21 protein-coding genes are annotated in these 18,711 nt (G+C 63.8%); 15 read left to right on the forward strand and 6 right to left on the reverse strand.

All coding sequences use genetic code 11. The features are described 5' to 3' along the window. Positions 1–30: 30 nt before the first annotated feature. The 3 genes from UNPF46_RS19755 to UNPF46_RS19760 all read left to right on the forward strand — a co-directional run bounded on the left by UNPF46_RS19755 (position 31) and on the right by UNPF46_RS19760 (position 1,727). Positions 31–279 carry a hypothetical protein gene (locus UNPF46_RS19755; protein WP_142251114.1) on the forward strand — a complete coding sequence of 83 codons (249 nt, stop codon included), beginning with the start codon at positions 31–33 and terminating at the stop codon, positions 277–279. A gap of 290 nt (positions 280–569) precedes the next feature. Then, entirely contained in the window at positions 570–716 is a 147-nt protein-coding gene (locus tag UNPF46_RS37575) for a hypothetical protein (RefSeq protein WP_181770019.1), read from the forward strand. Positions 717–806: 90 nt separating this feature from the next. After that, entirely contained in the window at positions 807–1,727 is a 921-nt protein-coding gene (locus UNPF46_RS19760) for a DMT family transporter (RefSeq protein ID WP_142251115.1), read from the forward strand. Between the two features lie 235 nt (positions 1,728–1,962). Here the strand turns inward: UNPF46_RS19760 and UNPF46_RS19765 are convergent, their stop codons facing one another. Continuing rightward, the gene (locus UNPF46_RS19765) at positions 1,963–2,313 is read right to left on the reverse strand and encodes a zinc ribbon domain-containing protein YjdM (RefSeq protein WP_142251116.1); all 351 of its coding nucleotides are present in this window, start codon (positions 2,311–2,313) and stop codon (positions 1,963–1,965) included. Positions 2,314–2,525: 212 nt separating this feature from the next. Between UNPF46_RS19765 and UNPF46_RS19770 the strand changes: the two genes are divergently transcribed. The 5 genes from UNPF46_RS19770 (at position 2,526) to UNPF46_RS19790 (ending at position 5,526) form a co-directional block, all read left to right on the forward strand. Beyond that, entirely contained in the window at positions 2,526–2,885 is a 360-nt protein-coding gene (locus UNPF46_RS19770) for a c-type cytochrome (protein WP_181770020.1), read from the forward strand. Between the two features lie 234 nt (positions 2,886–3,119). Then, positions 3,120–3,542 (forward strand): VOC family protein, encoded by a 423-nt coding sequence (locus tag UNPF46_RS19775; RefSeq protein ID WP_142251117.1) that lies wholly within the window; start codon positions 3,120–3,122, stop codon positions 3,540–3,542. A gap of 124 nt (positions 3,543–3,666) precedes the next feature. Then, positions 3,667–4,302, forward strand: a complete 636-nt coding sequence (locus UNPF46_RS19780) for a cell envelope biogenesis protein TolA (protein ID WP_142251118.1) — start codon at positions 3,667–3,669, stop codon at positions 4,300–4,302. 163 nt (positions 4,303–4,465) lie between these two features. Next, the gene (locus UNPF46_RS19785; RefSeq protein WP_142251119.1) at positions 4,466–5,002 is read left to right on the forward strand and encodes a helix-turn-helix domain-containing protein; all 537 of its coding nucleotides are present in this window, start codon (positions 4,466–4,468) and stop codon (positions 5,000–5,002) included. 242 nt (positions 5,003–5,244) lie between these two features. Then, positions 5,245–5,526, forward strand: coding sequence for a hypothetical protein (locus UNPF46_RS19790; protein WP_100175684.1), 282 nt, complete (start codon positions 5,245–5,247; stop codon positions 5,524–5,526). Between the two features lie 155 nt (positions 5,527–5,681). On the opposite strand, the gene UNPF46_RS19795 is transcribed toward UNPF46_RS19790, so the two are convergent. Further along, positions 5,682–5,999 carry a hypothetical protein gene (locus UNPF46_RS19795; RefSeq protein WP_142251120.1) on the reverse strand — a complete coding sequence of 106 codons (318 nt, stop codon included), beginning with the start codon at positions 5,997–5,999 and terminating at the stop codon, positions 5,682–5,684. A 29-nt stretch (positions 6,000–6,028) separates the two neighbouring features. On the opposite strand from UNPF46_RS19795, the gene UNPF46_RS19800 reads away from it, so the two are divergent. Next, on the forward strand, positions 6,029–6,280 hold the full coding sequence (locus UNPF46_RS19800) for a hypothetical protein (protein ID WP_142251121.1): 252 nt from the start codon (positions 6,029–6,031) through the stop codon (positions 6,278–6,280). 36 nt (positions 6,281–6,316) lie between these two features. On the opposite strand, the gene UNPF46_RS19805 is transcribed toward UNPF46_RS19800, so the two are convergent. Next, the gene (locus UNPF46_RS19805; protein WP_142251122.1) at positions 6,317–7,882 is read right to left on the reverse strand and encodes a GMC family oxidoreductase; all 1,566 of its coding nucleotides are present in this window, start codon (positions 7,880–7,882) and stop codon (positions 6,317–6,319) included. Positions 7,883–8,446: 564 nt separating this feature from the next. Here UNPF46_RS19805 and UNPF46_RS19810 point away from each other — a divergent pair. Then, positions 8,447–8,713, forward strand: a complete 267-nt coding sequence (locus UNPF46_RS19810) for a DUF2312 domain-containing protein (RefSeq protein WP_061848285.1) — start codon at positions 8,447–8,449, stop codon at positions 8,711–8,713. Positions 8,714–8,919: 206 nt separating this feature from the next. Here UNPF46_RS19810 and UNPF46_RS19815 read toward each other — a convergent pair whose 3' ends face one another. Then, the gene (locus UNPF46_RS19815) at positions 8,920–9,435 is read right to left on the reverse strand and encodes a ParB N-terminal domain-containing protein (RefSeq protein WP_142251123.1); all 516 of its coding nucleotides are present in this window, start codon (positions 9,433–9,435) and stop codon (positions 8,920–8,922) included. A 165-nt stretch (positions 9,436–9,600) separates the two neighbouring features. Here UNPF46_RS19815 and UNPF46_RS19820 point away from each other — a divergent pair, with 165 nt between their 5' ends. Beyond that, on the forward strand, positions 9,601–10,164 hold the full coding sequence (locus UNPF46_RS19820; protein ID WP_142251124.1) for a type 1 glutamine amidotransferase domain-containing protein: 564 nt from the start codon (positions 9,601–9,603) through the stop codon (positions 10,162–10,164). Between the two features lie 236 nt (positions 10,165–10,400). Here the strand turns inward: UNPF46_RS19820 and UNPF46_RS19825 are convergent, their stop codons facing one another. Then, the gene (locus tag UNPF46_RS19825) at positions 10,401–10,931 is read right to left on the reverse strand and encodes a DUF4844 domain-containing protein (RefSeq protein WP_142251125.1); all 531 of its coding nucleotides are present in this window, start codon (positions 10,929–10,931) and stop codon (positions 10,401–10,403) included. A gap of 246 nt (positions 10,932–11,177) precedes the next feature. Between UNPF46_RS19825 and UNPF46_RS19830 the strand changes: the two genes are divergently transcribed. Further along, positions 11,178–11,981 carry a hypothetical protein gene (locus tag UNPF46_RS19830; protein ID WP_142251126.1) on the forward strand — a complete coding sequence of 268 codons (804 nt, stop codon included), beginning with the start codon at positions 11,178–11,180 and terminating at the stop codon, positions 11,979–11,981. Positions 11,982–12,377: 396 nt separating this feature from the next. Here UNPF46_RS19830 and UNPF46_RS19845 read toward each other — a convergent pair whose 3' ends face one another. Next, positions 12,378–16,148 carry a vitamin B12-dependent ribonucleotide reductase gene (locus UNPF46_RS19845; RefSeq protein ID WP_142251127.1) on the reverse strand — a complete coding sequence of 1,257 codons (3,771 nt, stop codon included), beginning with the start codon at positions 16,146–16,148 and terminating at the stop codon, positions 12,378–12,380. A 765-nt stretch (positions 16,149–16,913) separates the two neighbouring features. Between UNPF46_RS19845 and UNPF46_RS19855 the strand changes: the two genes are divergently transcribed. From UNPF46_RS19855 to UNPF46_RS19865, 3 genes are all read left to right on the forward strand, one after another. Then, positions 16,914–17,810 (forward strand): DMT family transporter, encoded by an 897-nt coding sequence (locus UNPF46_RS19855; RefSeq protein WP_142251128.1) that lies wholly within the window; start codon positions 16,914–16,916, stop codon positions 17,808–17,810. A gap of 139 nt (positions 17,811–17,949) precedes the next feature. Beyond that, positions 17,950–18,348: a HEPN domain-containing protein gene (locus UNPF46_RS19860; protein ID WP_181770021.1), complete on the forward strand. Its 399-nt coding sequence runs from the start codon at positions 17,950–17,952 to the stop codon at positions 18,346–18,348. Then, the gene (locus UNPF46_RS19865; protein ID WP_142251130.1) at positions 18,327–18,701 is read left to right on the forward strand and encodes a hypothetical protein; all 375 of its coding nucleotides are present in this window, start codon (positions 18,327–18,329) and stop codon (positions 18,699–18,701) included. The genes UNPF46_RS19860 and UNPF46_RS19865 overlap by 22 nt, the downstream gene beginning before the upstream one ends. Positions 18,702–18,711 lie beyond the last annotated feature (10 nt).

Here is an 18,711-nt window from a genome sequence, read left to right on the forward strand (position 1 = left end):
CTCCGACTCGTCCACTCAGGAGCATCACCAATGAACAAGAAGACTCTGTCGATCGCTGCCGCCATCCTGGCGATCGCGGGCAGCAGCGCGGCTTTCGCTGCCGAACTGCCGACTTACGAGGCCAATGGATTTCCGGTCTCGCCTTTGCAGGTTCGCGTCCTCGGCGCCGCGCATGTCGAGCAGCAGACGGCTGCGCCGACCACGGTCGCCTCGGTCCACCAGGCCAAGGTCCTCAGCCCTCGCAAGGTGAAGACCGCGACCGTCGGCGTGGCCCGCTAAGCTGATGTTGTGAATGGCAGGTGGGTTCCGCGGAGAGGCGGGATCCACTGCTTCACGTGACGTCTTAGCGGTCGACGTTGCTTGCGCGTCGCGCGATGTCTCGGCGCGATCAATCGATGCCGATGCGCTGATTGAGACTCCGGCCGCGAACAAGTTCGCGTGAATGTGCCGGTGATGTATCTCCGTTCATAACGGACGTGATCCATTTAACGGTTGCTTTGCAGACCGCATCGCTTGATGCGGCTGCCGCGCTTCTGCGGCCTATGTTGCAATCATAATGGAAGGCCGTCATGCCCGTTGCGCAGAAAGTCGTTGCCGCTCCCAGGTCGCCGCGCGCGTTGATTCTCAAGCACGCCACTTTGTTCGCGGCCGCGGTCTTGTTCGTATTCGTGCTCAGCCTGACATACGGGCTCGATCTCAGCCCCGGATTCTTCTGAGCGATCGTCCACAGCGCGCGAGGTTGTGCGCGTGCCAGCCCTGCGGTTACATGGGTTGAGGCCATTGGCGCGCTGACGTAAGGCTGATCCATGGATCAGCGGACGAGCGGCGCTGACGCTCTTTCCCAGAAGAACGATGCCGGACCTGCACTGCTCGGCGTCACTTGCGGCCTTGCCGCGGCGCTGTTCTGGGCGCTCGGCTTTGCCGGCACGCGGCATGGGCTCAAGGTCGGATTCACGCCGGTCGATCTTTTGGTGCACCGCTATGTCTGGTCGGGGATCGCGTTCCTGCCGCTGGTCGCGCGCGCCGGCATCAGGGATCTCTGCGGCATCGGCTGGAGCAGGGGCCTCGTGCTGATGGTGCTCGGCGGCCCCGTGATGTCGCTGATCTCCTACACCGGCTTCCTGTTCGTCCCGCTCGGCCATGGCAGCGTGATCCAGCCCTCCTGCGCCACGCTCGGCGGCCTCCTGCTCGCGGCGTTCGTGCTGGGGGAGCACATCACCGCCTCGCGCCTCGTGGGCGCCCTCGTCATCGTCGGCGGTCTTGGCGTGATCGGCGCGGAATCGATCGGCCATATCGGCGCCGAGGGCGTGCAGGGCGATCTGATCTTCGTGCTGACGGGATTGATGTTCGCCGGCTTCGGTGGGGCCCTGCGGCACTGGCGCGTCTCGGCGGTCTCGGCCGCGCTGGTCATCAACGTGCTGTCGCTGCTGCTGTTGCCGGCCTACATCGCGATTGTCGGTCTCGCCCATGTTGCGGCGATCGGCGTCACCGAAAACGCCATCCAGGCGCTGGCGCAGGGCGTGCTCGCCGGTCCAGCCGCGCTCTATCTGTTCGCGGTCTCGGTGCAGCGCCTCGGCGTTGCCCGCGCCGCCGTGTTTCCGGCCTGCGTGCCGGCGCTGACGCTGCTCACCGGCTGGCTGCTGCTTGGCGAGGCGCCGACGATGTTGCAGACCGCGGGCCTCGTGACGGTGCTGTGCGGGTTTTATCTGGCGCAGCGGCAGCGATAGGTGAAACAAGAAGGCCGCCCGGAAGGCGGCCGCTCAAGTCTCAAGACGTGATGCAATCGAACAGGTAACCCTGCAAGCCAGCCCCGGGTCGTGAAAATCGATACGCGCTACAAACGCCTGCCCGGCATGTCGAAGCTTATACCGATTTTTCGGCGGGTTAAGAGGGATTGTGCGTTCCGGAGCTGGAACCGGCGTTAGCCTTACCGCGGGCGGCTGGGCCACCCCGTCCGCGCGCTCAAGCCTTCCTCACGAACTCCGACTTCAAGTTCATCGCGCCGATGCCGTCGATCTTGCAGGCGATGTTGTGGCCGTCGCTGGCGTCCTGGAGGCGGATGTTGCGCACCTTGGTGCCGCCCTTCACGACCGAGGAAGAGCCCTTGATCTTGAGATCCTTGATCACGATGACGCTGTCGCCGTCGGCGAGTGCATTGCCGTTGGCATCGCGCACGCCGGTATCCTGCGCGGTATTCGCGGCCGCCTCCACTGTGCCGCTCCATTCATGGCCGCATTCCGGGCAGACCCAGAGATCGCGGTCCTGATAGGCGTGCTCGGAGTTGCAGGCGGGGCATTTCATCGCGTCAGTCATGGCAGGTCTCATCAAGCGCTTCGTTCGCGGCGCGACCGTAGGGTCCGGAACCAGGAAAGCAAGGGAAAGCTGCGGAAGCCGGGAAGGGCGATCCGTCGAAGGTGCGATATCACCGAAACGGCGCGGCGGCGCGCTGTTGATGCAAATCAACCTCGGCCGCTCGGCCCGTTCTAGGCTTTACCCGTCGGCAAGCCACGACGGGGAATCGCGCGATGTCGCACAGTGCTCGTATCTACATCGGCCTCGCCATCCTCATTGCGCTGTCGGTGCTGTTTCTGTTCAGCGTCGTCCACACCGCTGCCGGGGCCCCGAGGTCCGGTCCACGCGCGGTCGCCGAAGGGCATCGCCTGGCGCAGGCGTGGTGCCAGACCTGTCACGCCGTCGAGCCGCGCATGGCCGGCTTCTTCGACGAGGCGCCGAGCTTCCAGGCCATCGCCGACCGCAGCGGCACCACCGCGCTGTCGCTCAAGGTGTTCTGGCGGACCAGCCACCAGAACATGCCGAACCTCGTGATCTCGCCGGAGCAGTCGGACGCGCTGTCGGCCTATATCCTGAGCCTGCGCGGCAGGTGAGGGCCCCCCGAGGCCATTTTTGCGAAAACAACCCCATGCACAGTAGACATGTCCTTGATAAGGCTGTCTATTTCGGGTAAGTCGAAGATTCGATTAAGCAGAATTACACTTGCGGCGTCGGGCAAAACAGGGGCGGGCCGGCGCACATGGCCGTGCGGGCGTGCGGCATCATCCCGGATTGCGCTGTGCGCCGTCCGGGCTAGGTTGTCGCGGCCATCCGCAGACGGGCCCGCCATGTCTTTCCTCCTCAACATCGATGTTCCCGACGTGGCGCAAGCCACGCGCTTCTACACCGCCGCCTTCGGCCTCACCGTCGGCCGGCGCTTCGGCACCGATTTCGTCGAGCTGCTCGGCTGGCCGGCGCCGGTCTATCTCCTGACCAAGCAGGCCGGCACGCTGGGTGCCGGCGGCGACCACCGCCGCTATGCGCGGCACTGGACGCCGCTGCATGTCGATGTCGTCGTCGAGGATGTCGATGCGGCCGTCGAGCGCGCGCTGCGCGCCGGCGCGATCCTGGAGACACCCGCGCGCGATGCGCCGTATGGCCGGATCGCGATGCTGGCCGATCCGTTCGGGCACGGGTTTTGTCTGCTGGCGTTCAGCGAGAAAGGGTATGACGCGCTGTTGGCAAGTAGCCCGGATGGAGCGCAAGCGTAATCCGGGAGTTCACCCCTCCAAGGCAAAACCCGGATTGCCGCTTCCGCCTTCGCTCTTCGAGCTACGGCGGACAAGCCGCTCCATCCGGGCTACGCTGCGCTCGCAGCCGAGATCACGGGACGACATGCCGGCAAAGCCGAAACGGAAGCTGAAGACCTACCAGACCTCGCTCGGCTTCTACGACCAGGCGGTGGCCGCGCCCTCGATGAAGGCGGCGCTTCAGGCCTGGGGCGCGAGCTCCAATCTGTTCCATCAGGGCGCCGCGAAGGAGACCGACGATCCCGATATCGTCGCGGCGACGCTGGCAAGGCCGGGGGTCGTGCTCAGGCGCCCGGTCGGATCGGACGGCCCGTTCACCGAAAGCGCCGAGCTGCCGACCGATCTCGCCGATGATGACGCCAGGCCGAGACGCAAGACCAGGAGCAAGACACGCCCGGCCAAGGCCGCCAAGACACCATCCGGCAAGACCGACGCTCAGGCCGCCCGCAAGGCCGCCGCGGCATTCGAGAAGGAGGAGCGGCGGCGCGAGGCTGCGCGTGCCAGGGAGGAGGCCGCCCGCGCCAGGGCGCGCGCGCGTCGCGACAAGGCCGTCGCCGCGGCCGAGGCTGCAATGGACAAAGCGAGGCGGCAGCACGAGGCGAAGGCCGAGGAGATCGAAGCCGAGCGCGCCGCGCTCGACGACCGCGCCGAGGCCGAGCAGGCCCGCTGGGACAAGCAACGGGCGAAGCTCGAACAGGCCCTGCGCCGCGCGCGCGCGTAGGGCCTCGCTGCGATCGACGAGCGCTCGGGAGCATTTCCTTTACCATGCCATCCGGTCCCGGCCGAGGCGGCCGCCGGTTAGGAGTTGCAGGAAAGTTCTGCGCTATCCTGGCTCCGATTTCGGCAGGGTTGGAAACGCTGCCGCGAGCTTTCACGGAGCTGTCATGAGCGATCATCGCGCCGCCGTCAGGCACAACACCTTGCGCACCGGCATCGTCGAATTCGACAACGGGGCCGGCAGCACCGTCAGCATGCCCTGCACGATCCGCGATGTCTCCGCCACCGGCGCGCGGCTTTCGCTCAACAGCTCGGCATGGATCGCGGAAGACTTCACGCTCGTTTTCGCGAGCGGCCTGCGCAAGGCCTGCCGCGTCGCCTGGCGCAAGGAGCGGCTGGTCGGAGCTGCGTTCGCCGACGGCTATGCCAGCGTGGACGAGCAGGCCGCCATGATGACCGCGGACGAGCAGGCCCGGCACCGCCTCGGCATCGGCGCGCGCGTCAAGGCCGCGCGCGAGATGCGCGGCTACACGCAAAGCCAGCTCGCCGAACGCCTCAGCGTCACGCCCGCCTTCGTGGGCGAGGCTGAGCAGGGCGAGGTGGACATTCCGCTGTACCAGCTGATGCACATCGCCGATTTGCTGATGGTCGGTCTCGACGGGCTGGTGGCAGGGCCCGTGCCGGAGGAGGTCGACGCGGCGTAGGGCTACGCTTGCGGAAACGCCCGAGCGAGCGCCTCGTCCTTCGAGACGACCGCTGCGCGGTCTCCTCAGGATGAGGCTGAGCGGCGTCGTGCCTGTTGAAGCTGTTGCCGCGCACGCCGCCTCATCCTGAGGAGCCCGCTCCAAAGCGGGCGTCTCGAAGGATGGCCGCAGAAAAACTCGCGCGAAATTTGCTTGCCTTGCCTGACGTCCTTTTGCACTCTCGCTGCGAAGGAGACCAACGCATGACAAAGATGACCGTCGCCTGCGCGCTCGGAACCGCCCTCGTGCTGGGCGGCCTCGCAACATCCGCTGCCGACGCCCGCACGCGCAAAGCCGTCGTCGTTCGCGCGCCACAGGAGCGCCTCGTCGTCACCGCGCCCGTGCTGCGGCCGACGCCGTGGGATTACAACGTCGTTCCGCGCTATCGCTATCGGCCCGAGGACGACAAGGTCGATCCCTACGGCCCGCCGCTGGTGCCGTCCTACGTGCGCTACGAGGGCTGGCGCTGGCCGTATTGGTGGTAGGCGCGCCGACGGAACAACTGACCATTCGTAGCAGGGATAAGCGATCTGTCCGGGCTACGCCTGACGCGCCCTGACCGCCGTCCGCCGCCGCGTGAGGAGCGCGCTTTCCTGGTCCCCGAGGTCGGTGGCGCGATCGCATAAAAAATCTAGTAATCTCAATGGTATATCCAGTCGCGGGCGGCGGCGATCAACAATCGGGCCGAGGCGCCGGTTGAGGCTTTCGCCGAACGGCACCATATTGCTGGAATGTTGAAAGACGCGTTCGAGAACCTCACGGCGGCCGTGACGACGATCAACACGCCGATGCCTGCCAGCATCGACGAAGGAACTCTGCTGGCATGTCTGAAGGGGGAGATCTCCGAGCCAAAATGGCGCGTGTACGTGCAGGCGTTGTTCGACGAGGTCGACGTATCCGTCATCCACAATGTCGTCGTTGACCGTATCGTGACGTTCGACGAGTTGTTGAAGGCCATCGACGCCTGGCAGGTCACGGAGTCCGAGAATGAAAGATGGGTCAGGGAGATGGCTTCCTTCGAGGTGGGAATACCTCCTGCAGAAGGCGCTGGTCGCGCTCGATAGTCTGGAGGGCGGCGCCGGACCGTGGACGTTCGGCGACGGCACCGCGCTGGCACAGATCCTGGATCATCGCATCAGCTACGACGTCGATATTTTCCTGGATTCGAGCCGCGACCTGAAGAACCTCGCGCCAAATACGAACCCGGTGACGAAGTCGCTGTGCGATAGTTGGCAATGATTTGTGCTTGATGCATATCGCTTCGCTCCATCCATGCTACGCGCTCTTCAACCGCTCCGCCATGCGCTCGGCGATGGCGACCGTGGTCAGGTGGGTATTTGCGCGCGGCACTTCCGGCATGATCGAGGCATCGATCACGCGCAGGCCCGTGCAGCCGATCACCCGGCAGTCGGGATCGACGACGGAACGCGGATCGCTGACTGCGCCCATGCGGCAGGTGCCGCTGGCGTGCTGGGCATCGCTGCACTCGGCGAACAGCCAGTCATCCAGCTCGGCATCGCTGAACGGCTCGGCCATGGAGCGGCCGCTGTTGCCGTAGTCGACTCGGGAGGCGATCTCGGTCACCGCCGGTTGCAGGCAGATCTCGCGCAGGCGGCGGACGCCGTCGCGCATGCGTTCGAGGTCGCGCGGATCGGACAGCATGCGTTCCTCGACCGCGGGGTCGACCTCGGGATCGGTCGTGGTGATGCGGACGTGGCCCTGGCTGAACGCCTGATAGACCGAGACGGCGATGCGTCCCAGCGAGACCACGGCCAGCGCCTGCGGCGTGCGGGCGAGGTTGCCTGCGATCATGATCATGTCGTTGTCGCCGGCGCCCGCAAGGCCGGAGGAATAGCGCAGGCAGCAATTGGTGTGCCGGTGCATCAGCGTCGAGACCTGGCGGTCGTCGCGCAGATGCAGCAGCGCGTTGACGATCGGGTGGTCCAGCAGGTTCTCGCCGACCGGCAGGTCGGCGCGGACGGGGATGCCGAGCCGCTCCAGCAGCGCGGCGGGGCCGATGCCGGAGCGTTGCAGGATCGCTGGCGAATGGATCGCGCCGGCGCAGAGGATCACCTCGCGCGCGGCGCGGGGCGCATAGAATTGGCCGTTGACGCGGACCCGGACGCCGCTGGCATGCAGCCGGTTGCCCTCGAACACGAGGGTGTCCACCAGCGCGTTGCCGACGATGGTGAGATTGGCGCGGCCACGCGCCGGCTCCAGATAGCCGTCATTGGTGGAGATGCGCAGTCCCGCTTCGCTGTTGATCGCATAGGGCGAGACGCCAGTGCCATCAGGCGCGTTGTGGTCCTCGCACCAGCCATAGCCGAGCGCGAGCGCCGACGCGCGCAGCGCCCGGTCGACATTGCCCCAATCCGGGATCGGCGCGCGATACACCGGGATCGGACCGCGGTCGCCGTGATAGGCGGCCTCGGGGAAATTCTTGTCGGTCTCGAGCTTGCAGAAAAAGGGCAGCATCTCGTCCCATGACCAGCCGGTGCAGCCCGCGTCCGCCCAGCGGTCGAGATCATCGGGAACGGCGCGGATCGCGATCTGGCCGTTGATGGTCGAGCTGCCGCCCATCGCTCGGCCGCGCCAGAGCAGCAGCGGCTCCTGCCGTTCGGTGCGCCGCGCGAGCAGCTTCGGCCAGCGGAAATCGTCGTCGCCGATGGCGCGCATCGGGTTCGGGATGCGAATATGCTCCGGCGTGGTCGCCGTGCGCAGATCCTGCCCGGCCTCCAGCAGCAGCACGCGATGGGTGGAGTCTTCGCTGAGCCGCGCGGCCAGGGTCGCGCCGGCGGAGCCGCCGCCGATGACGATGGTGTCGTAGTCCTGCTCAAGCATTCTCGCTTGCTCCATTCCCCGCGCATCATTCTACGCGCTCTTGAACGCGACCCGGCGATGTCGCGTCGTTATCACGACGCGCGGTGTCGATCACCGCGCCGCGTGGCCAACACATAGATCATTGCGCGAGACCGTTTCCAGCCATCCCGCGCACAAAGTTGCGGCGGGGCAGCGATGATAAAACGCGCAGAAAGAGGGGCAGCGCAACCGTCGCGTCGAGATTGCCGCGCAAGGCCGGGAGCAGATCTCAACGGCATGGAGCCCGTCATGCGCGGCGGGGCTTTCGCATATGACTTGTTGCGGCGGCCTGCGCTCACGCCTCGTCCTTCGAGACGGCGCTAACGCGCCTCCTCAGGATGAGGCTCATGGACGTCAGTGCCTGTTGAGACTGGTGCCGCACATTCAGTCCTCATCCTGAGGAGCCCGCCTCAAGCGGGCGTCTCGAAGGATGGCCGCAGGGAACGCTCTCATCTGCGATAGCCCTGTGATGCGCGGGCTGTGAGGTTAACACATTGGTTAGATCTTTGCGGTCATTTTCGCGACCTCAGTCAGCAAAGAGGCACCATGTCCGACATCACCATTCCCGGCGGCAAGATCCGGTCCTTCGTCGAGCGGATCGAGAACCTCGATACGGAAATGCAGGAGTTGAGCGAGCAGAAGAAGGAAGTCTTCGCGGAGGCCAAGGGCGAGGGTTTCGACGTCAAGATCCTCAAGGAGATCATCAAGCTGCGCAAGGAAGACAAGAACGAGCGCGACGAGCGCGAAAGCCTGCTCGACCTCTACATGCGCGCGATGGAGACGGCCTCGCCGGAGCAGGCGAAGGCGGCGTGAGGGAAGCGGGTTAATCCCGTGAATAAGAGACGGCCGCATCCCAGGGATTGCGGTCGTCGTGCGGCGGCAACGAAGCAAGGTGTAGCGACGTCATTCCGGGGCGCGCGAAGCGCGAGCCCGGAATCCATTGCGCCACGCGTGCTGCCGCCGGATGGATTCCGGGCTCACGCCCAAGCGGGCGCGCCCCGGAATGACGGCGTCGGTCATCAATAGCGGCTGCCGCTGCCCTTCTGCTGCGTGATCCAGTCCGACAATGATTTCGGTTTCGCTTTCACCATCCGGACGGGTGATGCCTTCGCATTGTCGCGGACGCCCTTCGTCGGGCCGGTGCGCGTCGCCTGCGATGCGCCTGCGCCCTTCGAGGCCGCCGTCGCTGCCTCCGCGGCTTCCTTCTCGAGCCGCAGCTGCTTCAACCGCGCCATCTTGAGGCGCTCCGCCTCGACTTCGGGCCGCTCGGCGAGCAGCGGCTTGGCTTGAGCAAGCTCGGCCGGGACCAGGACGCCGAGAATGGTCGTCTCGCCGAGTGCCTTGCAGGCCTCCAGCCGATGCAGCCCCTCGACCAGAACGAGGCGGTCTCCGTCGCGCCTGATGGAAATGGGGGTCTGTTGTCCGATGTCCAGCATGCTTTCCGCGATCTCCGCGACGGTCTCGGGCCTGAGCGCCTTCTTCTGCTTCGTCGGAACGAAGATTGTCTCGATCGGGAAGCTTTCCGGTTTGGGCATAGTTTGACTCCGCTTCTACCGGGGCCGTCGGAATGCATGCCGGTGGGAGTGGGAGTTTAGGGGGGAAGAGGTCGACCGCAAAGGCAATTTCGGCGGGGGGCGTGAGGAACGAAATGCAAAAGCGTTCGATTGATTGGCACCACCACACGTTCACAGGAGACACGGATGGAACTGTCCGGAAAGAAGATCGCGATTCTGGCCACCAATGGCTTCGAGCAATCGGAACTCGAAGTGCCGCGCGACGCGCTCAAGGCGGCCGGTGCGACCGTGGAGATCATCTCGCTGCAGCCCGGCGAGATCAAGGGTTGGGACAAGAAGGACTGGGGCCGCCCCGTCAAGGTCGACAAGACCCTCGATCAGGCCACTGCTGCCGACTATGACGCGCTCGTGTTGCCCGGCGGTCAGATCAACCCCGACCTGCTGCGCGTCGAGCCCAAGGCGCTTCAATTCATCAAGAGCGTCTTCGATGCCAAAAAGGTCGTCGCCGCGGTCTGCCACGCGCCCTGGCTGCTGGTCGAGACGGGGATCGCGAAGGGCCGCCGCATGACGTCGTACAAGTCGATCAAGACCGACGTCGCCAATGCCGGGGCGAAGTGGGAGGATTCGGAGGTCGTCGTCGACCAGGGCGTCATCACCTCGCGCAACCCCGGTGACCTCAAGGCGTTCAGCGCGAAGATCATCGAAGAGGTGAAGGAAGGACGCCACATGCAGCGCAGCAGCGCGGCTTAGCCATGATTGGGGTGACGGTGCACTGAGTCGATGCCGCTCCAGCTGCGGTCGTGGAGGAGGGGCGACAGCGAGTGATTTAAGTGCACTGTCAACGTAATACGCGGCGTAATCCGCGGCCTTGCTGCGTTCAGGGCATGAAGGCGAGGGCGCACTCAATCCACATCGATAGTTAAGTGCAATGTCATCGTAATCCCTACGAGCTGTTGGCTTACGGGGTGGGATGACCACGTTGCCGGCTAGAGTCCAATCGGACGCGGCTGATCGGGTGCCGTCCAGCCCGGGGGAAGCGGTTCACTGTAGCCCGCAGGTCTGGAATAGGCCGGGCCGTAAACGAATTGCCCGGTCGCACCCTTGAAGCCCAGGATGTACCAGACTTCCACGAGATACCCGCCGGTCCGGTCGCGATCCTCCGTCGCGAGCCAGAAGACGCGGCTCAGGCCTTTCCCGATGAGACGGGAGACCTCTCGCGCCTGAACGGGGCCGTCTGGCTGGGCAAGAACCGCATCGATGACCCAGTTGACGGCGTCTGTCGCGCGTATGCGGTCTTCGGGTGTTTCGGCGCCGGTGTAGCCCAAAGGCGGAAAGTGATGGGGCTGGAATTTGGTCTCCCGTCTCAGCCGCTCCAGCAGGGCGCGTTTCTCGGGTGTAAGCTGCACCACCTCGGTCGAAGGCTCGGGAAAGAGCTGCGCGTATTTCCAGTACAGCACGCCGGCGAATGCGGCGACGCAGATGGCGAGAGCGCCCAGGAAGAGCAGAAGGTATTTCATTGTCGCCGGTAGGGTTGGTTCCGGTGGGGCACTCTACACCGGCCAGCACATGCCGAAAGGCCAGCTTAGTGCACAGTCTCCGTAATTCGGATCGCAAAGGTAAGGATAATGGGTTTCGCAAGGGCTCAACCCATCCTACGGGCTTTCCGCAGTAGCTTCTTTTGCCGAGCAACCCCCGGAGACTCGACAAGGTCCGGGCGGATGGGATTTGGTGTGCTGCGACCGTAACTCCATGAAGTCCGACGAATGGGTAATCATCCTATTTTTGATGTTTTAGGACGTTGGCCAGGCCGGGTTCCGACTCAGCGTGCCTTCGAGGCGCGTGGCTTCCAAATCCCGGGTGCTTGGCAGAACAGGATGATCGAGTTCTGCGGAGCGAGCCAGGCGGATTTGCTCGATCGTTATTGGGATGAGGTGGCGATGGAGACGATGCAATCTATCGGAAAGGTGGATTCGGACATCAGGAGATTCTTCATTGAGCCGCGATATCGCTCTGCCTTTCTGGATGATCTGTTTGCCCGGAAAGATTTCGTCGACCCCGCTGTTCCAAATGGGCCTATCGTCAAAGGCTTGCTCGATTATATGAAAAGACTATGGAGCGATCTGGAGTTTCGAGATAAAGAAAGCGCCTTTCGAGAAGACTTACGGAAGCGCGAGTATACACGTCTGGGAATCCAGACGACAGGATGGACCGGCAAAAAGCGGGATATCATTCCTTTCGTTGATAGGTTCTGTGCTGCACTCGCATTCGTGCGTCGCCGTAATCGATGGTATAAGAAGCTGGTTTGTGGCCTTATCTTCGAAATTGGCCTAGACCTCGGCGGCGACCCCCAGCGGGTGGGGGACCCTTTGGTTTTTCGGATATACCACGAGAGTGATCCAGAATGTCTTTTTAAGATGGAAGGGATCGATGCCTTTGATCGGCTGATTTACGGAAGCCGATGGTATTCGGCAGGTTCGGATCCCCACGATAGTGTTCTTGGAATCCGGGCTTACATTGAGCTGTTCGACGTTATCGCTGCGTCGTTTGGGACCGCTCAGCAAGCCTAGGACAGATAACGGTGACAATGCACTTAATTGACAGTGTTCACCGCACATGAACCGGTGGCGGCCGCGATGGCAGCCAATTTAGCTCGTAGGATGGGTTGAGCTTTTGCGAAACCAATCGCCTTTTCGGAAGATTAGTGATGGGTATCGCTTCGCTCCACCCATCCTATGAACTCATCCCACGGACTGCGAGCCGCATGAATTGGCTATGCAGCGTGTTCCGCCGATCGCGTCACGTCCCCGCGCCCCGCGAGCAGGCCGGCGATCGAGATGTCCACTTTGACATGAGTATGGGGCAGCTCGGGTGGCTGCCCCTCGTTTGAAAAGAAATAGTAGCGCAAGCCGCCTTGGCGCAATGCAACTGGCATCAAGGCCTCCGGGCGGCTTGCGCTGTTCGTATCAGCTACACCCCGTCGTGGACCCGCACGTATCGCACTTCATGCAGGTGCCATTCCGCACCAGCGTGAAGTTGCCGCACTCGCTGCACATCTCGCCCTCGTAGCCCTTGGCCTTGGCCTCGGCGCGGCGCTCGGCCTTGGTGGGGACGGCGGTTGCGGCGGTGCCGGCCTTGCTCCACTGAAGTTGCTCCAGCTTCTCCGTGGGGGAGAGGTCGTGCTGGACGTCCTGCTTCAGGGCGACGGCGCCTTCGAGGGCGTCGCCGACACGGGCTGACGCACCGTGGGAGGCGAGGGCGGTGACCTTGCTGCCGCCTGACGGAGCGCTGTCGTTTCCTTGCGCGACCGCGGCGCTGCCGCCGCGCATCACCACGAGGTTGTCGGTCCGCGAGCGGGTGAGGCCGCGCGAGACCAGGCGGGTGGCGTGGTGGCCGCCGTCCTCGTCCGGCTCCTTGCCTTCCTCGACGCCCTTGCCGAGTGCGTCGAAGCCGGTCTCGTTGGGATCGACATGGGCGAGATCGAAGCGCGACATGTAGCTCACCGCGAGCTCGCGGAAGACGTAGTCGAGGATCGAGGTCGCGTACTTGATGCTGTCGTTGCCCTGCACGGGGCCCGCCGGCTCGAAGCGGGTGAAGGTGAAGGCATCGACATACTCGTCGAGCGGCACGCCGTATTGTAGACCGAGGGAGACCGCGATCGCAAAATTGTTGATGAAGGAGCGGAGCGCGGCGCCTTCCTTGTGCATGTCGATGAAGATCTCGCCGAGACGGCCGTCGTCATATTCGCCAGTGCGCAGGTAGACCTTGTGGCCGCCGACGACCGCCTTCTGGGTGTAGCCCTTGCGGCGATCCGGCATCTTCTCGCGCTCGCGCATCACGATGATGCGCTCGACCAGCTTCTCGACGATCTTCTCCGAGACCTGCGCGGTGCGCGCCGCCATCGGCTTGTCGTGGAAGGCCTCGACCGCATCGTCCTCGTCCTCATCGTCGCTGATGAGCTGCGAGTTCAGCGGCTGCGAGAGCTTGGAGCCGTCGCGATAGAGCGCGTTGGCCTTCAGCGCGAGCTTCCACGACAGCATGTAGGCGGACTTGCAGTCCTCCACCGTGGCGTCGTTCGGCATGTTGATGGTCTTGGAGATCGCACCCGAGATGAAGGGCTGCGCCGCCGCCATCATGCGGATGTGGCTCTCGACCGACAAATAGCGCTTGCCGATCTTGCCGCAGGGATTGGCGCAGTCGAACACCGGATAGTGCTCGGCCTTGAGGTGCGGAGCACCTTCCACCGTCATCGCGCCGCAGATGTGGACGTTGGCCGCCTCGATCTCGCGCTTGGTGAAGCCGACGGCCTGGAGCAGGTCGAAGCCGGGGGCTGCGATCGCCTCGGCACCGATGCCGAGCTGGTCGCGGATGAAGTCCTCGCCAAAGGTCCATTTGTTGAAGGCGAACTTGATGTCGAAGGCGGTCGGCAGGGCCTTCTCGACCTTGGCGATGGCTTCATCGGTGAAGCCCTTGGCCTTCAGCGTCGAGGCGTTGATGCCGGGGGCGTTGGAGAGCGAGCCGTGGCCGACGGCGTAGGCCTCGATCTCCGCGATCTCAGCTTCGCGATAGCCGAGCGCACGAAGCGCGGCCGGCACCGCCCGGTTGATGATCTTGAAGTAGCCGCCGCCGGCGAGCTTCTTGAACTTCACCAGCGCGAAGTCGGGCTCGATGCCGGTGGTGTCGCAATCCATGACGAGACCAATCGTGCCGGTCGGCGCGATCACCGTGGTCTGGGCGTTGCGATAGCCGTGCTTCTCGCCGAGCTCGAGCGCCGCATCCCAGGCCGCCTGGGCGTGGCTGACGAGGTCTGGCTGCGGGCACGAGACGAGGTCGAGCGGCACCGGGTTGACGCTGAGCGCCTCGTAGCCGTTGGACTGGCCATGGGCGGCGCGGCGGTGGTTGCGGATCACGCGCAGCATGTGCGGCGCGTTCTTCTTGTAGCCGGGAAATGTACCCAGTTCAGCAGCGATTTCCGCGGAGGTCTTGTAGGTGATGCCGGTCATGACGGCGGTCAGCGCGCCACAGAGCGCGCGGCCTTCCTTGGAGTCATAGGGCAGGCCCATGGTCATCAGCAGGCCGCCGATATTGGCGTAGCCGAGGCCGAGCGTGCGGAACTCGTAGGAGAGCTCGGCGATCGCCTTCGACGGGAACTGCGCCATCATCACGGAGATTTCGAGCACGACGGTCCAGAGCCGGCAGAGGTGCTCGTAGCCGGCGACGTCGAACCGCTTGGTCTCGGTGTTGTAGAACGTCAGCAGGTTGGCCGAGGCGAGGTTGCACGCGGTGTCGTCCAGGAACATGTATTCCGAGCACGGATTGGACGCGCGGATGTCGCCGGACGCCTTGCAGGTGTGCCAGTCGTTCATGGTGGTGTTGAAGTGCAGGCCCGGGTCGGCCGAGGCCCAGGCGGCGTAACCGATCTTTTCCCAGAGGTCGCGCGCCTTCAGCGTCTTCGTCACCTTCTTGGAGGTGCGGGCGTTCAGATTCCAGTCGCCATCGGTTTCCACGGCGCGCAGGAAGTCGTCCTTCAGCGAGACCGAGTTGTTGGAGTTCTGGCCGGAGACGGTGAGATAGGCTTCGCTGTCCCAGTCGGTGTCGTAGGTGTCGAACGCGATGTCCTTGTAGCCCTGCTTGGCGAACTGGATGACGCGCTTGATGTAATTGTCAGGCACGAGGCTGCGGCGCGCGAGCTTGATCTCGCGGCGGAGGGCAGGGTTCTTCTCGGGGTCGAAGCAATCGTCGCCCGAGCCTTCGCAGTTGACGCAGGCCTTCAGCACGGCCTTGAGGTGCTTCTGGTTGATCTTGGAGCCGGTGACCAGCGCGGCGACCTTCTGCTCCTCCTTCACCTTCCAGTCGATATAGGTCTCGATGTCGGGGTGATCGACGTCGACCACGACCATCTTGGCGGCGCGGCGCGTGGTGCCGCCCGACTTGATCGCGCCGGCGGCGCGGTCGCCGATCTTGAGGAAGCTCATCAGGCCGGACGAGCGGCCGCCGCCCGACAGCTTCTCGCCTTCGCCGCGCAGGCGGGAGAAGTTGGAGCCGGTGCCGGAGCCGTACTTGAACAAGCGGGCTTCGCGGACCCAGAGGTCCATGATGCCGCCCTCGTTGACGAGGTCGTCACCGACGCCCTGGATGAAGCAGGCGTGCGGTTGCGGATGCTCGTAGGCCGACTTGGACTTGGTCAGCTTGCCCGTGAAGGGGTCGACGTAATAGTGGCCCTGGCCGGGGCCGTCGATGCCATAGGCCCAGTGCAGGCCGGTGTTGAACCATTGCGGCGAGTTCGGCGCGACCATCTGCATGGCGAGCATGTAGCGGAGCTCGTCGTAGAAGGCCTGGGCGTCGTCATCGGAGGTGAAGTAGCCGCCCTTCCAGCCCCAATAGGTCCAGCAGCCGGCGAGGCGGTCGAACACCTGCTTGGCCGAGAGCTCGCTGACATAGCGCTCCTTCTCGGGAAGCAGGCTAAGCGCCTCGGTGTCGGGCACGGAGCGCCACAGGAAGGAGGGGACGGATTCCTCCTCGACCTTCTTCAGGCGCGCGGCAACGCCCGCTTTACGGAAATACTTCTGGGCGAGCACGTCGGAGGCGACCTGCGACCACGCGGTCGGGACCTCGACGCCGTCAAGTTTGAACACGACCGAGCCGTCGGGATTCCTGATCTCCGACGTGGTCAGCCGGAAATCGATCCCGGCGTAAGGTGACTGTCCCGAAGTGGTGTGGCGCCGCTCAATCCGCATCGTCTTGCCCCGTCCTATTTCTTTGACCGGTCGCCTCCGTTCAGGCGTGCCGGGTCGACATTTCGTTTCGCGGTGCCCCTTTGGCCATTGGCCGGAGGGCTCCGCAGTTCAGCCGGTGGACCCGGCCCTGTTTTTTCCCGGCGCGATGGCGCGATGCGTGCATCGATCCATCCCGCCGGCATATCCACACCCATCCGCCCCCAAGGGGATGTGCGCGACATGCGTTCAACGCCCCACTGTCACAACGTCTACCGATGCCATCCGAGCCTGTTGCCGGCCCGTTCTGGCGCCCGAAGAGTCCGCCTTTCGAGGACAGACAAGCCCTCATCCGCTGCCTTTGGCTGGCTTGGCGGAGTGCCGATTTGCGAGACCCTTTGGGGGAGTGCCGGCGGGACGCAAACTCACTCGCGCCGAACGGACCGAAAGCTAGGACTCTCCGTTGCGCCCGTCAAGAACTAGTGCGAGTTCCTGAATCAAATACTAAATGTGGTGGATTGTGGGGGATAGCAGGGGGCCTGGCCGCGCCTGTTGTGGAGGCAAGTATCGGTGAGTCCTGAAGGATTCCCAACTGGAAAAATTTGCATCCCGTGATGCTGCGGGCGCTTCATCCCGCTGTTCACAGGGCAGGTATATTTTTGGGCGCAGGGATTGCGTCAGCAGGACTCACGTAGCCCTACGGAAGGTGAGGGCAGGCATGCCCGCCGAGGTGGTGGTTAAGGGTGCGAATCCGCGCCAAGCTGAGCCCCGATTTTGCCGGATACCCCCATGCTTGATTCGACTCGGCCGGTGCCGCGACCGCGCATCGCCCCGGCCGGCCTGATGTTCCTCGCGATCACCTCGATCGGCTGGGGTTTCAATTGGCCCGTGACCAAATTCCTGATCGGCGAGCTGCCGCCGCTGACCCTGCGCGGGGTGACGGGCGTGCTGGGCGCGGTGCTGCTGGCGGCGCTGGCGCTGGTCCGCCGGCAGAGCCTGAGGGTCGAGCCTGGAATCTGGCCGCGCCTGCTCACCGCCGCCGTGCTCAACGTCACCGGCTGGATGGTGCTGATGGGCCTGGCGCTGCTCTGGCTGCCCGCGAGCGAGGCGGCGCTGATCGCCTATACGATGCCGGTCTGGGCCTCGATCATCGCCTGGCCGGTGCTGGGCGAGCGCCCCACAGTGCTGCGTACGCTGGGGCTGGTGATGGCCTTCGTCGGGCTCGCCTCGATCATGGGCGGCAACGGCATCACCGCCAGCGTCGAGAAGCTGCCGGGCATCATCATGGCGCTCTGCGGCGCGCTCGGCTTTGCCGTCGGCACGGTGTTCTCGAAGAAATACCCGATCCACCTGCCGCCGATCACGGCTGCGGCCTGGCAGATCGGCATCGGCTGCCTGCCGATCTCGATCATCGGCCTCTTGGTCGAGACCACGCATCTGGACAAGGTGACGCCGCTCGGCTGGTGGCTGCTGGTCTACTCGACCGTGGTGCAGTTCTGCATCGCCTATGTCAGCTGGTTCGCAGCGCTGGCGCGCCTGCCGGCCTCGGTCGCCGCGATCGGCACCATGGCGGTGCCCGTGATCGGCGTCGTCGCCTCGGCGATCGCGCTGCACGAGCCGCTGGGACCGGGCCAGATCGCCGCGCTGATCTTCACGCTGGCGGCGGTGGTGCTGGCGACGCGGTAGAAATTAGGGTATTCCAGATGAGGGGAAGACGGAATTCACCTTTCAGTTGAATTCGGTCGCCGATTACCCATTCTAGCTATTTCCAGTAGATATGCTGCGGGGTCTTTGAGGTATGGCCTTCGGTTTGAAGAGAGCAGACTTGCAAGTACTTTCGCAGAACAAATTGGAGGATGCTAACATTCTCTTTTTGAACAAGAGATACTCAGGGGCTTATTATCTAGCGGGCTATTCGGTCGAGCTTGGCCTGAAAGCATGCATAGCGAAACTAATGTTGGCCGAAGTAATTCCCGACAAGGCCTTCGTGAATGCAATCTATCAGCACTCATTCAAGCCGTTGGTCAGCATTGCGGGGCTTTCGAGTGACTTAAAAGCTAAAGAAGATCAAGATTCCGTATTTGCTGCAAATTGGGCCGTCGTGACAGAATGGGGGCCCGAGAGCCGATACGACGTCAAGGACACGCACTCAGCTCAATTGCTGCTTAATGCAATAGCTGAACCCAATTCGGGAGTTTTCGCTTGGATCAAAGCAAACTGGTGAGCAATGGACGATTGTTGGTCGAACTCCTCACTCAAAACAAAATGGCTCCGCGGGCGGCTCTGTGGGTTGTGAATCCGGAGAGCAACATTTGGCGGCTTTGGATTGTTCCCAGCGTGGATATTAAGGACAAGCATGAGTTCTATAGGCGCGCTGCGGAGATCATCTCAAAGCATCGAACCGAACTCCCTGATCTTGAAATCAGCGATCTGGAATTTCTGCAGGAGAAGCATCCAGCAATTCAGGCGCTTAAGAAATTGACCAAAGTGACCGGCGGTGGCACGGTTTCGCTACAATCCTCAACGCTCAATGGCTTCTACTTGCCGGACAGCTTGATACTCGAAATGAATTTCTGAACGAAGTCAG

Source organism: Bradyrhizobium sp. UNPF46, from assembly GCF_006658625.1.
Classification (GTDB): Bacteria; Pseudomonadota; Alphaproteobacteria; order Rhizobiales; family Xanthobacteraceae; genus Bradyrhizobium; species Bradyrhizobium nitroreducens.

Coding starts and splice junctions, on each gene's coding strand:
- UNPF46_RS19755 (WP_142251114.1), top strand. CDS start 31: ATGAACAAGAAGACTCTGTCGATCGCTGCCGCCATCCTGGCGATCGCG.
- UNPF46_RS37575 (WP_181770019.1), top strand. CDS start 570: ATGCCCGTTGCGCAGAAAGTCGTTGCCGCTCCCAGGTCGCCGCGCGCG.
- UNPF46_RS19760 (WP_142251115.1), top strand. CDS start 807: ATGGATCAGCGGACGAGCGGCGCTGACGCTCTTTCCCAGAAGAACGAT.
- UNPF46_RS19765 (WP_142251116.1), bottom strand. CDS start 2,313: ATGACTGACGCGATGAAATGCCCCGCCTGCAACTCCGAGCACGCCTAT.
- UNPF46_RS19770 (WP_181770020.1), top strand. CDS start 2,526: ATGTCGCACAGTGCTCGTATCTACATCGGCCTCGCCATCCTCATTGCG.
- UNPF46_RS19775 (WP_142251117.1), top strand. CDS start 3,120: ATGTCTTTCCTCCTCAACATCGATGTTCCCGACGTGGCGCAAGCCACG.
- UNPF46_RS19780 (WP_142251118.1), top strand. CDS start 3,667: ATGCCGGCAAAGCCGAAACGGAAGCTGAAGACCTACCAGACCTCGCTC.
- UNPF46_RS19785 (WP_142251119.1), top strand. CDS start 4,466: ATGAGCGATCATCGCGCCGCCGTCAGGCACAACACCTTGCGCACCGGC.
- UNPF46_RS19790 (WP_100175684.1), top strand. CDS start 5,245: ATGACAAAGATGACCGTCGCCTGCGCGCTCGGAACCGCCCTCGTGCTG.
- UNPF46_RS19795 (WP_142251120.1), bottom strand. CDS start 5,999: ATGGCCTTCAACAACTCGTCGAACGTCACGATACGGTCAACGACGACA.
- UNPF46_RS19800 (WP_142251121.1), top strand. CDS start 6,029: ATGAAAGATGGGTCAGGGAGATGGCTTCCTTCGAGGTGGGAATACCTC.
- UNPF46_RS19805 (WP_142251122.1), bottom strand. CDS start 7,882: ATGCTTGAGCAGGACTACGACACCATCGTCATCGGCGGCGGCTCCGCC.
- UNPF46_RS19810 (WP_061848285.1), top strand. CDS start 8,447: ATGTCCGACATCACCATTCCCGGCGGCAAGATCCGGTCCTTCGTCGAG.
- UNPF46_RS19815 (WP_142251123.1), bottom strand. CDS start 9,435: ATGCCCAAACCGGAAAGCTTCCCGATCGAGACAATCTTCGTTCCGACG.
- UNPF46_RS19820 (WP_142251124.1), top strand. CDS start 9,601: ATGGAACTGTCCGGAAAGAAGATCGCGATTCTGGCCACCAATGGCTTC.
- UNPF46_RS19825 (WP_142251125.1), bottom strand. CDS start 10,931: ATGAAATACCTTCTGCTCTTCCTGGGCGCTCTCGCCATCTGCGTCGCC.
- UNPF46_RS19830 (WP_142251126.1), top strand. CDS start 11,178: ATGGGTAATCATCCTATTTTTGATGTTTTAGGACGTTGGCCAGGCCGG.
- UNPF46_RS19845 (WP_142251127.1), bottom strand. CDS start 16,148: ATGCGGATTGAGCGGCGCCACACCACTTCGGGACAGTCACCTTACGCC.
- UNPF46_RS19855 (WP_142251128.1), top strand. CDS start 16,914: ATGCTTGATTCGACTCGGCCGGTGCCGCGACCGCGCATCGCCCCGGCC.